14 protein-coding genes are annotated in these 15,256 nt (G+C 72.0%); 4 read left to right on the top strand and 10 right to left on the bottom strand.

What is annotated here, in order from left to right; translation table 11 throughout:
- Positions 1-294 precede the first annotated feature (294 nt).
- From ACWGJB_RS05435 to ACWGJB_RS05425, 3 genes are all read left to right on the top strand, one after another.
- Complete coding sequence (locus ACWGJB_RS05435; RefSeq protein WP_453378920.1) at positions 295-1,590, top strand: MFS transporter; 1,296 nt, start codon at positions 295-297, stop codon at positions 1,588-1,590.
- A 55-nt stretch (positions 1,591-1,645) separates the two neighbouring features.
- Positions 1,646-2,248: a TetR/AcrR family transcriptional regulator gene (locus ACWGJB_RS05430; protein WP_453378919.1), complete on the top strand. Its 603-nt coding sequence runs from the start codon at positions 1,646-1,648 to the stop codon at positions 2,246-2,248.
- A gap of 173 nt (positions 2,249-2,421) precedes the next feature.
- Positions 2,422-2,598, top strand: coding sequence for a hypothetical protein (locus tag ACWGJB_RS05425; protein WP_453378918.1), 177 nt, complete (start codon positions 2,422-2,424; stop codon positions 2,596-2,598).
- Positions 2,599-2,663: 65 nt separating this feature from the next.
- On the opposite strand, the gene ACWGJB_RS05420 is transcribed toward ACWGJB_RS05425, so the two are convergent.
- The 4 genes from ACWGJB_RS05420 to fmt all read right to left on the bottom strand — a co-directional run bounded on the left by ACWGJB_RS05420 (position 2,664) and on the right by fmt (position 7,126).
- Positions 2,664-3,707: a sugar-binding transcriptional regulator gene (locus tag ACWGJB_RS05420; protein ID WP_360495407.1), complete on the bottom strand. Its 1,044-nt coding sequence runs from the start codon at positions 3,705-3,707 to the stop codon at positions 2,664-2,666.
- A 78-nt stretch (positions 3,708-3,785) separates the two neighbouring features.
- A complete protein-coding gene (gene rpe / locus ACWGJB_RS05415) occupies positions 3,786-4,472 on the bottom strand; it encodes a ribulose-phosphate 3-epimerase (RefSeq protein WP_453378917.1) in 687 nt (228 codons plus the stop codon).
- Between the two features lie 218 nt (positions 4,473-4,690).
- The gene (locus ACWGJB_RS05410) at positions 4,691-6,109 is read right to left on the bottom strand and encodes an RsmB/NOP family class I SAM-dependent RNA methyltransferase (RefSeq protein ID WP_453378916.1); all 1,419 of its coding nucleotides are present in this window, start codon (positions 6,107-6,109) and stop codon (positions 4,691-4,693) included.
- 84 nt (positions 6,110-6,193) lie between these two features.
- A complete protein-coding gene (gene fmt, locus ACWGJB_RS05405; protein ID WP_453378915.1) occupies positions 6,194-7,126 on the bottom strand; it encodes a methionyl-tRNA formyltransferase in 933 nt (310 codons plus the stop codon).
- Positions 7,127-7,603: 477 nt separating this feature from the next.
- Here fmt and ACWGJB_RS05400 point away from each other — a divergent pair, with 477 nt between their 5' ends.
- Positions 7,604-8,152: a hypothetical protein gene (locus ACWGJB_RS05400; RefSeq protein ID WP_453378914.1), complete on the top strand. Its 549-nt coding sequence runs from the start codon at positions 7,604-7,606 to the stop codon at positions 8,150-8,152.
- Between the two features lie 211 nt (positions 8,153-8,363).
- Here ACWGJB_RS05400 and ACWGJB_RS05395 read toward each other — a convergent pair whose 3' ends face one another.
- From ACWGJB_RS05395 to ACWGJB_RS05370, 6 genes are all read right to left on the bottom strand, one after another.
- Complete coding sequence (locus tag ACWGJB_RS05395; protein WP_453378913.1) at positions 8,364-10,511, bottom strand: primosomal protein N'; 2,148 nt, start codon at positions 10,509-10,511, stop codon at positions 8,364-8,366.
- 405 nt (positions 10,512-10,916) lie between these two features.
- Positions 10,917-12,125: a methionine adenosyltransferase gene (metK, locus tag ACWGJB_RS05390; protein ID WP_360495424.1), complete on the bottom strand. Its 1,209-nt coding sequence runs from the start codon at positions 12,123-12,125 to the stop codon at positions 10,917-10,919.
- A gap of 250 nt (positions 12,126-12,375) precedes the next feature.
- On the bottom strand, positions 12,376-13,581 hold the full coding sequence (gene coaBC, locus ACWGJB_RS05385; protein WP_453378912.1) for a bifunctional phosphopantothenoylcysteine decarboxylase/phosphopantothenate--cysteine ligase CoaBC: 1,206 nt from the start codon (positions 13,579-13,581) through the stop codon (positions 12,376-12,378).
- Positions 13,582-13,709: 128 nt separating this feature from the next.
- A complete protein-coding gene (gene rpoZ, locus ACWGJB_RS05380; RefSeq protein ID WP_003982715.1) occupies positions 13,710-13,982 on the bottom strand; it encodes a DNA-directed RNA polymerase subunit omega in 273 nt (90 codons plus the stop codon).
- Positions 13,983-14,033: 51 nt separating this feature from the next.
- Complete coding sequence (gene gmk, locus ACWGJB_RS05375) at positions 14,034-14,627, bottom strand: guanylate kinase (RefSeq protein WP_453378911.1); 594 nt, start codon at positions 14,625-14,627, stop codon at positions 14,034-14,036.
- A 60-nt stretch (positions 14,628-14,687) separates the two neighbouring features.
- Positions 14,688-15,011: an integration host factor gene (locus tag ACWGJB_RS05370; RefSeq protein WP_003977346.1), complete on the bottom strand. Its 324-nt coding sequence runs from the start codon at positions 15,009-15,011 to the stop codon at positions 14,688-14,690.
- Positions 15,012-15,256 lie beyond the last annotated feature (245 nt).

Raw genomic sequence — 15,256 nt, 5'->3', positions numbered from 1 at the left:
CGCCACAGAGCCCGGAGGAAGTCACGCGATGTGCCGGGCACCCCGGTCCGGTGCCTCCAGCGGGGGCGGCCGGCCGAACCGGCCGGGTCGGTGAGCGTCGCGGTGGGGACACCGGGCCGCCTCCCCGGCCCGGGAGCCGTCCTCCTGGATCCGGCGACGCCAAGATTTTTTCGCCCTGCCGGAATAGACAGACCTGTCTATGCGGTTTACCAGGTCATGTAGACAGACCGGTCTACTCACTCAGCATCTGTGAACCGACGGTCTCCGGCCCCGGCCCCGCGAAGGATCTCCCCGATGAACCACCTCGCACCGCACGAGCGAACCAAGCCGTCGAGCAAGCCGATCCCGCCGCGCGCGGCGTTCTACGTGCTCGCCTCCGTCGTCGTCTCCTTCCTCGCCGCCTCCAGCGCGCCCACCCCGCTCTACGCCTCCTACCAGGCCGAATGGGGCTTCAGCCCGATCACCACCACCGTGGTCTTCGGCATCTACGCCATCGCCGTGCTGACCGGCCTGCTGGTCCTCGGCAAGCTGTCCGACCACGTCGGCCGCCGCCCCGTCCTGATCACCGCGATCGCCGCCCAGGCCGTCGCGATGGTGCTGTTCTCCACGGCCGGGGGCGTCGGCGAACTGCTCGTCGCCCGGATCGTGCAGGGCCTGTCCACCGGCGCCGCGCTCGGCGCGGTCGGCGCCGCGATGATGGACGTCAACCGCTCCCGGGGCACCGTGGCGAACGCCTTCGCCCCCGGCCTGGGCACCGCGACAGGCGCCCTGGTCAGCGGTTTCGTCGTGCAGTACCTACCCGCCCCGACCCACACGATCTACCTCGGCCTGCTGGGTGTGTTCGTGGCCCAGGCCGTGGCCATCGCCCTGATCGACGAGACCGTCACCCGTGCGCCCGGCGCCCTGGCCACCCTGGTACCCGAGATCAAGCTGCCGCGCACGGTCCGCGGCGCCGCCCTCGCGGCCGCCCCGGTCATCTTCTCCGTCTGGGCTCTCGCCGGGTTCTACGGCTCCCTCGGCCCCGCCCTGGTCCGCACCCTGGTCGGCTCCGACTCCGCCGTCTACGGCGGCCTCGGCCTGTTCGTCCTCGCGTTCGTCGCGGCCGCCTCCGTCCTCCTGCTGCGCAGCGCCCGGGCGACGACCGTGACGTACACCGGCATCGGAGCGCTGGTCGTCGGTGTCGCCGTCACGCTGCTGGCCGTCGACCAGAGCGCGCCGGTGCTGTTCTTCGTCGGTACGGCCGTCGCCGGCTTCGGCTTCGGCAGCGGCTTCCAGGGCGGCATCCGCACCGTGCTGCCGCTGACCAGGCCGCACGAGAGCTCGGGCGTGCTGTCCCTGCTGTTCGTCGTCGCCTACCTCGGCATGGGCGTCCCCTCCGTCGTCGCCGGAACGCTGGTGGTGCACGGCGGCGGACTGGTCCCGACCTCCGAGGAGTACGGGGCGGTGGTCATCGCCCTGGCGCTGCTGGCCCTCGCTGCCCTGCTGCTGCGCCGCGGCCCACAGATCGCGCCCGGGGTCCTGGTGGCCGCCGGAGGCTCGCCCGCCGTCGATGCCCGGGAGGCCGAGCGTGCCGACACGGTGTCCCGGTGACTGAGTAGACCGGTCTGGTCAGTCGTAGAGTGGAAATGTCGAGAAGGTGGGTGGCATGACGAAGACGTTGAGTGCCAAGGCTCCCACGGCCCGGGAGCGACTGCTGTCGGCCGCGAACGAGTTGTTCTACGCGGAGGGCGTGCAGACGGTCGGGATCGACCGGATCATCGAGCGCGCCGGGGTCGCCAAGGCCTCGCTGTACAACACCTTCGGCGGCAAGGAACAGCTCGTCCGCGCCTACCTCGACTCCCGGTACGCCAGGATGTCCGCCCGCCTGCTGCGCGCCGTCGAAGGCACCGACGATCCGCGGGAGCGGCTGCTGGCCGTCTTCGACGCGCAGGCCGCGCTCTTCGCCGAGCAGAGCTACCACGGGTGCGCCTTCGTGGCGGCCAGCGCGGAGGCCAAGCACGGCAGCGCCATCGAAGAGGTCTCCGACACCTACCGCGCCTGGGTCCGGGCACTGTTCACCGACCTCGCCAGGCAGGCCGGCGCCCCGGATCCCGAGAGCCTCGCCCGCCAGCTCCACCTGCTGTACGACGGGGGCGGCCTGTCCGCACGGATGGACCGCGACCCGTCGGCGGGCGCGGTCGCCCGGCAGGCGGCCACCGTTCTCATCGACGCGGCGCTGCCCGCCCGTCCCGCAGAGCCCGTTTCCTGAGGCCGCTTTCGTGAGTCCGCCTTTCTGAGACGGCTTTCCTGAGATCACTTTCCACCCGGCCGCATCCCGGACGAGCTGACGGCCGTGGAGGCCGCGCCACCGGCCTGCGTGGGGGGCACCACCTTCGCCACGCTGCGCCGCGGCCAGGCCCGCTCATCACCAACTCCCGTACCGTGCACGGTCATCCGAGCGGAGACGCCAAGGACGCCGAGGACACCCTCGCCCTCGCCGCGCTGCACGGGGTACGGGCCTGGGCCGAGGAGGCCCCGCCGGCGGAGGCGGCCGCCGCGTACGACCGCGAGATGCGCAACCAGGCCCGCTTCCGGACGGTGCTCACGACCGGCGCCTGACCCGGACCCGGGCACCAGGGACCACCGCGGCAGCGTTGTCAGCGATGCCGCCGCGGCGATCCCCGTCAGGAACCGTCGGGGTCCGACCGGTTCAGCGTCGGCTTGGGCGTCGGCCCCGCCGTCATCAGGTAGTCGGCGGCCGAGGTGTCGGTGACGAGGCTGGTGACCAGCCCCGACCTCAGCACCGCGTCGATCGCGGCCGCCTTGCGCTGCCCGCCCGCGATCGCGACGACCTCCGGGATACGGCGCAGCTGGTCGGCCTTGACCGTGATGCATCGTTCCCCCAGGTCCCGTCCGACCCGGCGGCCCTCGGCGTCGAAGAGGTGCGCGGCCATCTCGGCGGCGACGCCGAGCGTGGCGTAGTGCGCACGCTCCTCGTCGCTGAGCATGTCGTGCACCGTCGAGATACCGCGCTCCCAGGAGCCGATGGAGACACAGGCGACCGTGACCTTGTCGAAGTACTCGAAGGCCCGGGCGATGCCGGTCTGGTTGCGCAGCGCGGCCGCGGTGGCCGCGTCCGGCAGCAGCATCGGCGCGTAGATGGGGTGGGCGTCGCCGCCGGACACCTGGGCGGCGCGCCGGACGGCCTCGACCGAACCACGCTCGGAGGTCCCGGCGTCGTACACACCCGTCAGCTGCACCACCGTGCACGGGGGCAGCCGGTCGAGCGCCGCCGCCATGTGGATGGTGGACCGGCCCCAGGCGAGGCCGAGCACATCGCCCTCGTTGACCAGCTCGCCGAGCAGGTCGGCGGCCACTTCTCCGAGGTTCTCGGGGTCGGGGGTCTCCTCCGCCTCGGCCGGGGACTCGACCACCACGGCGTGCCGCAGGCCGTAGCGGGCGCGGAGCGCGTCGGAGCGCTCGGCGTCCAGTTCGGCCGGCACACGGATCTCGATGCGTACGAGATCCCTTTCGAGGGCAGTCTCCAGTACCCGGGCCACTTTGAAGCGGCTGACGCCGAACTCCTCAGCGATCTGGATCTTGGACTTGCCCTCAAGGTAGAAGCGGCGGGCCATGGCCGCCGCCTGCACCAGCTCAGCGGGTCCCATCCGCATGGCTGACCGGCCCGCCGACATACCCGACACGGCCATCTCCTCACTGCTGTTCACACTCTGGATACGCCGTTCATCCTTGCAGATCCGGCGCAGTCGATCAGCCCTGATCGGAGCCGTTCACGTTCCCGTACCTCAGTGGTCGCACGCCCAGGACGCGGCAGCCGTGGCCGCCTCGGCCTGGGTGCGTAGTGCACGTACCGCCTCTGCCGGGTCGTTTGCCCCGTACACCGCTGAACCTGCCACAAAAACGTCGGCTCCGGCGTCCGCGCACCGCTCGATCGTCGACGCCGAAACTCCACCGTCGACCTGCAGCCACAGCTCCAGCCCGTGCTTGCTGATCAACTCCCGGGTGCGGCGGATCTTCGGCAGCATGATGTCGAGGAACGCCTGGCCGCCGAAGCCCGGCTCCACCGTCATGATGAGCAGCATGTCCAGCTCGGGGAGCAGGTCCTCGTACGGCTCGATGGGCGTCGCGGGCTTGAGCGCCATGGCGGCACGGGCGCCCTTCGCCCGGATCTCGCGCGCGAGCCGCACCGGGGCCGCCGCCGCCTCCACGTGGAAGGTGACGGACGAGGCACCCGCTTCTACGTACTGGGGTGCCCAGCGATCGGGGGCCTCGATCATCAGATGGCAGTCCAGCGGGGTGTCCGTGGCCCGGGCCAGGGACTCTACGACCGGCACGCCGAGCGTGAGGTTCGGGACGAAGTGGTTGTCCATGACGTCGACGTGGAGCCAGTCGGCGCCCTCGACCGCCTTGGCCTCGTCCGCGAGGCGGGCGAAGTCGGCGGACAGGATGCTGGGGTTGATCTGCGCGGCCATGCGTCAAGCGTGCCATGCCCTGACGGGGAGGGCCGCGTGGGGTTCGGGGTGGGGGCGGTTGTCCGGACAGGGCAGGTGGTTCGTGGCCGAGCGCACAGTTTCCCGCGCCCCTGAAGGGGCGCTCCCCAGCCGCGCGTCCACAACTACAGCCGCCGCTGGGGCGGCACGGGTGGGCGCGGCGGCACCCTGCCGGCGCCGGTGAGCGCAACCCCGCCGCCTCAGCCTGTCCTCCGGATCAGCGCCAAATACATCGCGTCCGTGCCGTGCAGATGCGGCCACAGCTGGACATCAGGGCCCTCGCCCAGGGCGGGCACGCCCGGCAGCAGCGGACGCGCATCCAGCAGCTCCGTCTCCGGCCGCTGCTTGAGCACGTCCTGGACCACCGCCCGGGTCTCCGCGAGATGCGGCGAGCACGTGGCGTACCCGACGACCCCGCCCACCCGCACCGAGTCGATCGCCGTACGCAGCAGCGCACGCTGCAGCGGAGCGAAGTTGTCGAGGTCCTCGGGCCGACGGCGCCAGCGCGCCTCCGGGCGCCGGCGGAGGGCGCCGAGACCGGTGCAGGGGACGTCCATCAGCACCCGGTCGAAGGTGCCGGGCCGCCAAGGCGGCCGTGTGCCGTCGGCGGCGATCACCTGATACGGCCCCGGATTGCCGGACAGCGCCTTCTCGACCAGACCGGCCCGGTGCGGCTGCTTCTCCGAAGCGAGGAGCACGGCCCCGCGCTCCGCGGCGAGCGCGGCGAGCAGCGCGGCCTTGCCGCCGGGCCCGGCGCAGCCGTCGAGCCAGGTCCCGTCAGGGCCGTCGAGCGGGGCGTTGGCGAGCGCGAGGGCCACCAGCTGGCTGCCCTCGTCCTGCACCCCGGCGCGCCCCTCCTGTACGGCCTCGATGGCGCCGGGCTCCCCGCCCTCGCTCAGCCGCACCGCGTACGGCGACCAGCGCCCCGGCACGGCCGCCTCCTCGTCGAGCAGTTCCTCGGGGGTGGCCCGCCCGGGCCGGGCGACCAGCGTCACCTCGGGCCGTTCGTTGTCGGCGGCCAGCAGTTCCTCGATCCCCGCGCGGCCCCCGCCCAGCGAGTCCCAGAGCGCGGAGACGACCCACCGCGGGTGCGAGTGCACGACGGCGAGATGGTCCTCGGGGTCCTGGTCGTAGGGCGGTGCGACCCGCGCGAGCCAGCCGTCGAGATCGTCCTGCGCGACCTTGCGCAGCACGGCGTTGACGAACTTGGCACGCCCGTCGCCCAGCACCACCCGCGCCAGCTCGACGGAGGCGGAGACGGCGGCGTGGGACGGGATCCGCGTGCCGAGCAGCTGGTGCGCGCCCAGGTTCAGCACGTCCAGCACCGGCGGGTCGACCTCGCGCAGCGGCCGGTCCACGCACGCGGCGATGATCGCGTCGTACGTCCCCTGCCGACGCAGCGTCCCGTAGACCAACTCGGTCGCAAGGGCCGCATCCCTCCCGTCGAAGTCGCCTTTCTCGCGCGCCTTGCGCAGCAACGGCGGCAGCACGAGGTTGGCGTACGCGTCCCGCTCGTCCACGGCGCGCAGCGCCTCGAAGGCGAGGAGACGGACGGGGTCCTTCTGGGGACGGCGGTACGGCTTGGCGGGCCGACGCGGCCCCCGGGACTGCTGGCTCACGAAAAAGGTGCTCCGGTTATGGGAATGATGCGGCTCCCAGCGTACGCCGAACGCACCGGAAAGCCGCTGCTGAGAAGGGGCGGCTCAGTCGCCGAGGGTCTCCCCGGCGCCGATGCGCACACCACGCGCCCAGTCGGCCGCCCGCATCGGCTTCTTGCCCTGGGCCTGCACCCAGAGCAGTTCCACGGCGTACGACCCCGTCCCCACGTGCGCGCTGTTCTTCCCGACGGCGATCTGGGCCGGCGCGAGATCGGTCCGCTCGGGCACCGGGGCGACGTGGATCAGCTTGAGCCGCTCACCGCGGAAGGTGGTCCAGGCACCGGGGGCGGGAGTGCAGCCGCGCACCACCCGGTCGACCCGCAGCGCGGGCGCCGACCAGTCGACCTTGGCGTCCTCGACGGTGATCTTCGGAGCGAGGGTGATGCCCTCGGCCGGCTGCGGTACGGCCTTGAGCGTGCCGTCCTCGATGCCGTCCATGGTGGCGCCGAGCAGCCCGGCCCCGGCGAACGCGAGCCGCGTCAGCAGGTCGCCGCTGGTGTCGGTGGGCCGGATCTCCTCGGTGACGGTCCCGTAGACGGGCCCGGAGTCGAGGCCCTCCTCGATCAGGAAGGTGGACGCACCCGTGATCTCGTCGCCCGCCATGATGGAGTGCTGGACGGGCGCCGCCCCACGCCACGCGGGAAGCAGCGAGAAGTGCAGGTTGACCCACCCGTGGGCCGGCACGTCGAGCGCGACCCGCGGCAGCAGTGCTCCGTACGCCACCACCGGGCAGCAGTCCGGCGCGATGGCCTTCAGCCGCTCCAGGAACTCCGGATCGCGCGGCTTCTGCGGCCTCAGCACCTCGATACCGGCCTCCATCGCCCGCTCGGCCACCGGCGAAGCGATCAGCCTGCGGCCCCGCCCGGCCGGCGCGTCGGGCCGCGTGACCACGGCGGCCACCTCATGCCGCCCGGAGGCGATGAGAGCGTCCAGAGCGGGAACGGCGACTTCGGGGGTACCGGCGAAGACAAGCTTCATGGGCGACTGAGGGCCTCTCGGACACGACGAACACGGGCAACACACAAGTCTATGCCGCAACCCAAACCCACCACCCACAAACCACAGCCCACAAATCACGGCCCGCAGCCCGCGCGCCGCCAACCGCCAGCCCGCCAACCCGCCAACCCGCCAACCCGCCAACCCGCCAACCCGCCAACCCGCCAGCCGCGAGTCGTAAGCCGTAAGCCGTAAGCCGTAAGCGGCGAACCGTAAGCCGCCGACGGCGCACACCCCCACGGGTCGCTCAGCCTCTCTGCCAACCGAACGGGCGGTGCGCGGGCGGGAGAACACGGCGACACCCCGGTGGTGCACACCCCACCGCACGGCGTACGCATATGCCCATACGCCCCCACACCGTGACCAGCGGCGCGCCCACGCGTTGGTCAAGTAAGAGTTGACCACAACGGGCCGCATACGCGGCCCATTCCTTTCAACGCCGGTTCGAGAGGCTTGTTCATGGCCGACCACGCAACCCACGACGCCCAGGCCCGGGCCAGCCTGCACTTGTTGGTGCGGGACATCGAGCGGGTCCGCCGCCAGGTGGACGCACTGCGCACGCTCACCGCCCAGTTGGGCAACGTCTACCGCCCGCGCCGCTCCGGCCCGTCCACGGGCTTCGTCGTCTACGGACGCGCCCCCGCCCCGACGGTCCGCCTCGCCCAGGAACTCCGGGACAGTGTCGAAACCCTGGTCACGGCCGCCGTGGACTTCGACCGCTCACTCGGCTTCTCGTGGGACGCGGTGGGCTCCGCGCTCGGGGTGACCAAGCAGGCGGTGCACCGCCGTTACGGCGCCCGCCGCGCCGCGGCCCAGTCGGCACCGGCCGCCGAGACCGAACTGCCGACCGAGCCGTCCGCCGCTCGCGCCCTCAACATGGGCGTCGGCCTGCCCTCGGTGCCCACGGTCCCGGCCGCCCGCTCCATGCCGACCCAGCCGACCGCTGGCAGCCCCACCCTCCGCGACGAGGCGAGGCCAACCGCCTTCCCCGGCCCGCGCAACGGCTGACGCGGACACACCCGGCTCGGACACACCAGCTCGGACACACCCGGCTCGGAGCACACCTGATCCGGACAACGGCTGCCCCAGCACAACGGCTGCCCTCAAGGCGCTGACCCGCCCTCTGCCCTCCCGGCGAACCCCCGGGAGGGCAGCCGTCTACCCAGCCACCGCCGTCGCCCCTCCCCCACATCGCCCCCCCGCATCGCCCTCTTGCCCGCTAGCCGATGTCCGGCGGATCGACCCGCACCCGTACGGCCTCCCCGTTCCCCCGCGCCATCCGCGCGGCCTGAGCCGCCTTCAGCGCGGCCGCCAGCGCGGCCCCGCTCCCGGGCGGCACCCGTACCAGCACCCGCTCCCAGTGCTCCCCGGGCGGCGGCGCCCCCGCCCGCCGAGGCGCCCCGGCCCGCACCACGGGCACCGGAACCGGCCCCAACACCTCCGCGTCCGGGGGCAGTTCGGCCGACGCAAGGAACTCCGCGAGCGCCTCCGCCGGACCCGACACCGCCGCCATCCGCGACACCGGCGGAAAACCCAACTCGGCCCGCTCGGCGAGCTCCCGTACCGCGTGCCCGACGGGATCCCAGCGCACCAACGCCTGCACGGGCCGCAGCGTCGGCTCCGCGACGACGACCACGGTGCCTCCCTCCTCCTGCGGCCGCACCAGCGCCCCGGCCGCGATCCACCGCCGCAGCGCGTCCTCACCGGCCCGCAGGTCGGGCCGCCCGAGCATCGCCCAGCCGTCCAGCAGCAGTGCGGCCGCATAGCCGCCCTCGGCGACCGGCTCGGCGCCCGGTGTGCTCACGACCAGCGCGGGCGTCCCCGGCACGGTGTCCAGCACCTGCTCACGCCCCGAGGTCCGTACGGGCACGGCGGGAAACGCCCGCCCCAGTTCCTCGGCGGTCCGCCGGGCCCCGACCACCTGGGCCCGCAGCCGGAACCCACCGCACTCGGGACAGTGCCAGTCGCTCTCCGCACGCCCGCACCACCCACACCCCAGCACCCCGGCGTCCCGCGCCTCCAGCGGACCGGCGCAGTGCCGGCAGCGCGCCGGAGCCCGGCACTGGGCGCAGGCCATCCGCGGCACATACCCCCGCCGGGGCACCTGCACCAGTACCGGCCCGTGCCGCAGCCCGTCCCGCACGGCCTGCCAGGCGAGCGTCGGCAGCCGCGCGGCCCGCGCGGCCTCGTCCCGCGCCAGGTCCCCGTCGCCGACCGTCCGGACCAGCGGTGCGGTCCGCCGCACCTGTTCTCTCCCCGCCACGAGGGGCCGCGCCCAGCCGTTCTCCACGAGCTGCGCGGCCTCCACGGTGCAGCTCCAACCCCCCAGCAGAAAGCCGCACTTGTCCAGGGCGGCGCGCAGCAGCAGCACATCCCTGGCATGCGGCTGCGGGGCGTGCTGCTCGCTGTGGCTGTCGTCCCCGTCGTCCCAGATCGCGACGAGCCCGAGGTCCCGTACCGGCGCGAACATGGCGGCCCGCGTCCCCACCACCGCCCGCACCGCACCGCGGCTGACGGCGAGCCACTGCGCGTACCGCTTCTCGGGCCCGGCGTCGGCCGTGAGCAGCGCATGCCGCCCTTCACCCAGCGCTTCGGTGAGGGCGGCATCCACCCGCGCGGCGGCCCGCCCGTCCGGTACGACGACGAGCGCGCCGCGTCCCGAGGCGAGCGTGGCGGCGACGGCCCGGGCGATCTCCTCGCTCCACCCGGGCCCCGGCAGGGCGTTCCACACCGCACGCGGCGCGCCGCCGGAGGCCAGCGACTCGACGAAGGCGGCCCCGTGCTCGTATCGCGTCCAGGATCCGGCCTCGGGCGCCGGCGGGGGCGGCAACGGCTCGGGGGACGGCCGCTTCTCGGCCCGTGCGCTACGCGGCGGCACGGCCAGCTGCAACACGTCCGCGAGGCTCCCCGCGTAGCGGTCGGCGACGGCCCGGGCGAGCCGCAGCAGTTCCTCGCTCAGCACCGGCTCGGGCGACACCACCTGGGCCAGCGCGGCCAGCGGCCCCGCGTAGTCGGACTCGTCGAGCCGCTCCACGAGGAACCCGTCGATGAGCCCCCCGCCCTCCCGGCGCCCGTCCCGCACCCGGTGCCGGCCGGCCCCGAACCGCACCCGCACCCGCACCCCCGGCTGTGCGTCGGCGTCCAGCTCGGCCGGGACGGCGTAGTCGAAGTACCGGTCGAGATGGAGCACGCCCTTGTCCACGAGCACCCGGGCGACCGGCAGCCGCTCGGCCAGCTCGGCCCCGCGCCAGGTCCGCGGCTTGGCCCGGGGCACCTTGGCCCCGCGCACACTCTCCCGAATGAGCGCGAGCTGCTCCGGCGGCGCCCCTTCGGCGCCCCCGCCCCCCTGCCCGTTGTCGCTGCTCACGCTTGCATTCTTACCAAACGCCACTGACAACCGACGCCGCCCGAGATCATTCCGGCCGCGGAACGCCGTACGGCGGTCTTCTGCCTTGGGCCACTCGGCCATACCGGTCCAGAACCGGCAGCAGGATTCGAACCTGCGGGGGATCACCCGGAAGAAAGTATCCGAGGCCTGCGCACCGGGCGGCGCCGCTGTCCCGAGATCAGCCCGGCAACGGTCGAAACACACCAGCTTCACCGCGCGCCCGGAGGCACGCTCCACGGAAGTAACCGCAGCCATCGCACCGGGACGGCACCACCGTACTGATCACCCCGTCACTGCGGCCAGCCGATTTCCGCGCCCCAGGGACGCGACGAAGGCCCGGCTCCCCCGAAGGGGAACCGGGCCTTCGTCGAGGTGGCTCCGGGGTTACAGGCCCACGGCCTTGCGCAGGGCGTCCACGCGGTCCGTCTTCTCCCAGGTGAACTCGGGGAGCTCGCGGCCGAAGTGGCCGTACGCCGCGGTCTGGGCGTAGATCGGGCGGAGCAGGTCGAGGTCGCGGATGATCGCGGCCGGACGCAGGTCGAAGACCTCGTCGATCGCCTTCTCGATCTTCTCGGCGTCGACCTTGGCGGTGCCGAAGGTCTCCACGAACAGACCGACGGGCTCGGCCTTGCCGATCGCGTAGGCCACCTGGACCTCGCAGCGGGAGGCCAGGCCGGCCGCGACGACGTTCTTGGCGACCCAGCGCATGGCGTAGGCGGCGGAACGGTCGACCTTGGACGGGTCCTTGCCGGAGAAGGCACCGCCACCGTGGCGGGCCATACCGCCGTAGGTGTCGATGATGATCTTGCGGCCGGTCAGGCCGGCGTCACCCATCGGGCCGCCGATCTCGAAGCGGCCGGTCGGGTTGACCAGGAGGCGGTAGCCCTCGGTGTCGAGCTTGATGCCCTCGTCCAGCAGGGCCTTCAGCTCCGGCTCCACGACGAACTCGCGGATGTCGGGGGCGAGCAGCGACTCCAGGTCGATGTCCGAGGCGTGCTGGCTGGAGACGACGACCGTGTCGAGGCGGACGGCCTTGTCGCCGTCGTACTCGATGGTGACCTGCGTCTTGCCGTCCGGGCGCAGGTAGGGGATGGTGCCGTTCTTGCGGACCTCGGACAGGCGCTTGGACAGGCGGTGCGCCAGGAAGATCGGCAGCGGCATCAGGGTCGGCGTCTCGTCGGTCGCGTAACCGAACATCAGGCCCTGGTCGCCGGCGCCCTGCTTGTCGAGCTCGTCGTCGTCGCCCTCGACCCGGTTCTCGTACGCCGTGTCCACGCCCTGCGCGATGTCCGGGGACTGCGCGCCGATCGACACGGACACGCCGCAGGAGGCGCCGTCGAAGCCCTTCTTGGACGAGTCGTAGCCGATGTCGAGGATCTTGTTGCGGACCAGCGTCGCGATGTCCGCGTACGTCTTGGTCGTGACCTCGCCGGCCACGTGCACCAGGCCGGTGGTGATCAGCGTCTCGACGGCGACCCGGGAGGTCGGGTCCTCGCGCAGAAGCGCGTCGAGAATGGTGTCGCTGATCTGGTCAGCGATCTTGTCGGGGTGACCCTCGGTCACGGACTCCGAGGTGAACAGGCGACGGGACACAACGCTCCCTGGGGTTGCAGCGGCTGCTGGCTGATCATTGGCGGACGACACGGGGAGCTGCGCCCGGCATCGTCCGAGAACAGTTTATCGGTCGTACTCCGCCGCCGGCCCACCTGTCTCGACACTCGGAAGTGCTGTGACCTGCGGCACGGGCATTCTGCCCAATGAGCGGCGGCGTTGAACAGGGCCCCCACACCCTAATGTGACGTCCGGGAAAGTTGACAGAAAGTTGACAAGTGACCGGAAAAAGTTAACCCAATCGGGCCGCAGCCAGGTCCCACACGATGTCGGCGAGGGCCTCCTTGGGCCCGTGCGGCACAGGCGTCTCACTGCCGTCGGCGCCCAGCACCACGGCCTCGTTCTCCTCGGAGCCGAAGGTCTTGCGCTCCCCCACCTCGTTCACCACGAGCAGGTCGCAGCCCTTGCGCGCCAGCTTGGTGCGGCCGTTGGCGAGGACGTCGTCGGTCTCGGCGGCGAATCCCACGATCACCTGTCCGGGCCGCGCCCGGTCGGCCGAGATCTCCGCGAGGATGTCCGGATTCCGCACCAGGACGATCGGCTCGGGATCCTGGCCGTCCTTCTTCTTGATCTTCCCGGCCGCGTAGACCGCGGGGCGGAAGTCGGCGACGGCGGCGGCCATGACCACGGCGTCGGCGTCGGCGGCCGCCTTCAGCACGGCCTCCCGCAGCTGTACGGCCGTACCGACCGGGACGACGTCCACGCCGGCCGGGTCGGGCAGGCCGGTGGTGTTGGCCGCGACCAGCGTCACCCGGGCGCCCCGCGCGGCGGCCGTGCGGGCGAGGGCGTAGCCCTGCTTGCCGGAGGAGCGGTTGCCGAGGAAGCGGACCGGATCGAGGGGCTCCCGGGTACCGCCGGCGGAGACGACGACATGGCGGCCGGCCAGGTCGGGCTCCCGCGCTCCCCGCGCGAGGACGCGGCGGCAGGCCTCGAAGATCTCCGCCGGGTCGGGCAGCCGGCCCTTGCCGGTGTCGACGCCGGTGAGACGGCCGACCGCCGGTTCGATGACGACGGCGCCGCGACGGCGCAGCGTGGCCACGTTCTCCTGGGTGGCCGGGTGCTCCCACATCTCGGTGTGCATCGCGGGGGCGAAGACGACCGGGCAGCGGGCCGTGAGGAGGGTGTTGGTGAGCAGGTCGTCGGCGAGGCCGTGGGCCGCCTTGGCGAGCATGTCGGCGGTGGCGGGGGCGACCACGACCAGGTCGGCGTGCTGGCCGATCCGGACGTGCGGGACCTCTTCGACGTGGTCCCAGACCTCGGTGGAGACGGGGTTACCGGAGAGGGCGGACCAGGTGGCGGCGCCGACGAAGTGCAGCGCGGAGGCGGTGGGCACGACCCGGACGTCATGGCCCGACTCGGTGAACCTTCTCAGCAGCTCGCAGGCCTTGTAGGCGGCGATGCCACCGCTGACCCCCAGCACGACCTTCGGCTTGTCCACCGTCTCTCCCCGCACTCGGCTCCCGTGCACCGGCTCCGGCGCACGAGTCCATCACACACCACAGGCCCGACAGTCAGCTGCCGGGCCTGTGGATAAGTCAACTGCAATACGAAAGTACTACTGCAGCACTACTGTGCCGGGCCTTCGACGGCCTCGGAGGTCAGCAGGCCCGCGTTGATCTCGCGCAGGGCGATGGAGAGCGGCTTCTCGTGGACGTGGGTGTCGACGAGCGGACCGACGTACTCCAGGAGACCCTCGCCGAGCTGCGAGTAGTACGCGTTGATCTGGCGGGCACGCTTGGCCGCGTAGATCACGAGGCTGTACTTCGAGTCGGTGGCCTCGAGGAGCTCGTCGATCGGAGGGTTGATGATGCCCTCGGGCGCGGTGATGGAAGAGGACACGCTCTGCCTTCCGATGGATGGGAAAGATTCAGTCTGAATGATCAGAGACGATCACACAACGTCCATCAAGGCTAGCAGCTCGCGCGCCACGTCCTCGACGGAGGTGTTGACCAGCGTCTCGTCGAACTCCGGCTCCGCCGCCAGTTCGATCTTGGCAGCGTCCAGACGGCGCGCGATCACCTCGGGCGGCTCGGTGCCCCGTCCGGTGAGCCTGCGCACCAGTTCCTCCCAGGAAGGAGGCGCCAGGAACACCAGCCGGCCTTCCGGCATGGACTCGCGGACCTGCCGGGCGCCCTGGAGGTCGATCTCCAGCAGCACCGGCACACCGGACTCCAGGTGCTCCAGCACCGCCTGCCGCGGGGTGCCGTAGCGGTTGCCCGCGAACTCGGCCCACTCCAGGAGCTCGCCGTTGGCGATGAGCTTGTCCATCTCCTCGTCGGAGACGAAGAAGTACTGCACTCCGTGCTTCTCGCCCGGGCGGGGCTTGCGGGTGGTCGCCGACACGGAGAGCCAGACCTCGGGGTGCACCTTGCGCATATGGGCGACGACCGTGCTCTTGCCGACCCCGGAGGGGCCGGAGAGCACGGTCAGCCGCGGACGTACGTCCGGGGGCTCGGGGGTCGTCCCCCGGAATGTTGCAGCCATGCAGCGATTATTCCAGCAATCGCAGGTTGCCCGGGACGTCTGTCCCGGACGGCCCCGTGATCAGGAGCCGGTGCTGCCGAACTCGCGCTCCAGTGACGCGATCTGATTGGACCCGAGGCCACGAACCCGGCGGCTCTCGGAGATCCCGAGTCGCTCCATGATCTGCTTGGCGCGGACCTTGCCCACGCCCGGCAGGGACTCGAGCAGGGCGGAGACCTTCATCTTGCCGATGACGTCGTTTTCCTGGCCCTGCTTGATGACCTCGTGGAGAGAGGCGCCGGAGTGCTTGAGTCGATTCTTGACCTCGGCCCGCTCCCGGCGAGCCGCGGCGGCCTTTTCGAGCGCGGCTGCGCGCTGTTCAGGGGTAAGGGGCGGAAGAGCCACGCCTACGTCACCTCGGATGTCGAACTGTCGGATACGGACCGGTGAGGAACCTAGTCGGCCCACACCTGGGGAGCTACGAGCAACACGCTTGCCCGTTGACTCTGCTCGGAGACTAGCGGGCAAGTCCGCCGGAGTCAGCGAGAACAGCGGAAAAGTCCTGGTCAGCCTCCGTCAGGCCAGACATTTCAGACATACTGCCCCGGATTTGAGGATGTATTCACGCTCCGGCCGTCGCCGAAGTGCTC

It is taken from the genome of Streptomyces sp. NPDC054813 (assembly GCF_053611365.1).
The sequence above is the reverse complement of the archived record's forward strand: the minus strand, read 5'-3'. Positions and strand labels throughout refer to the sequence as shown.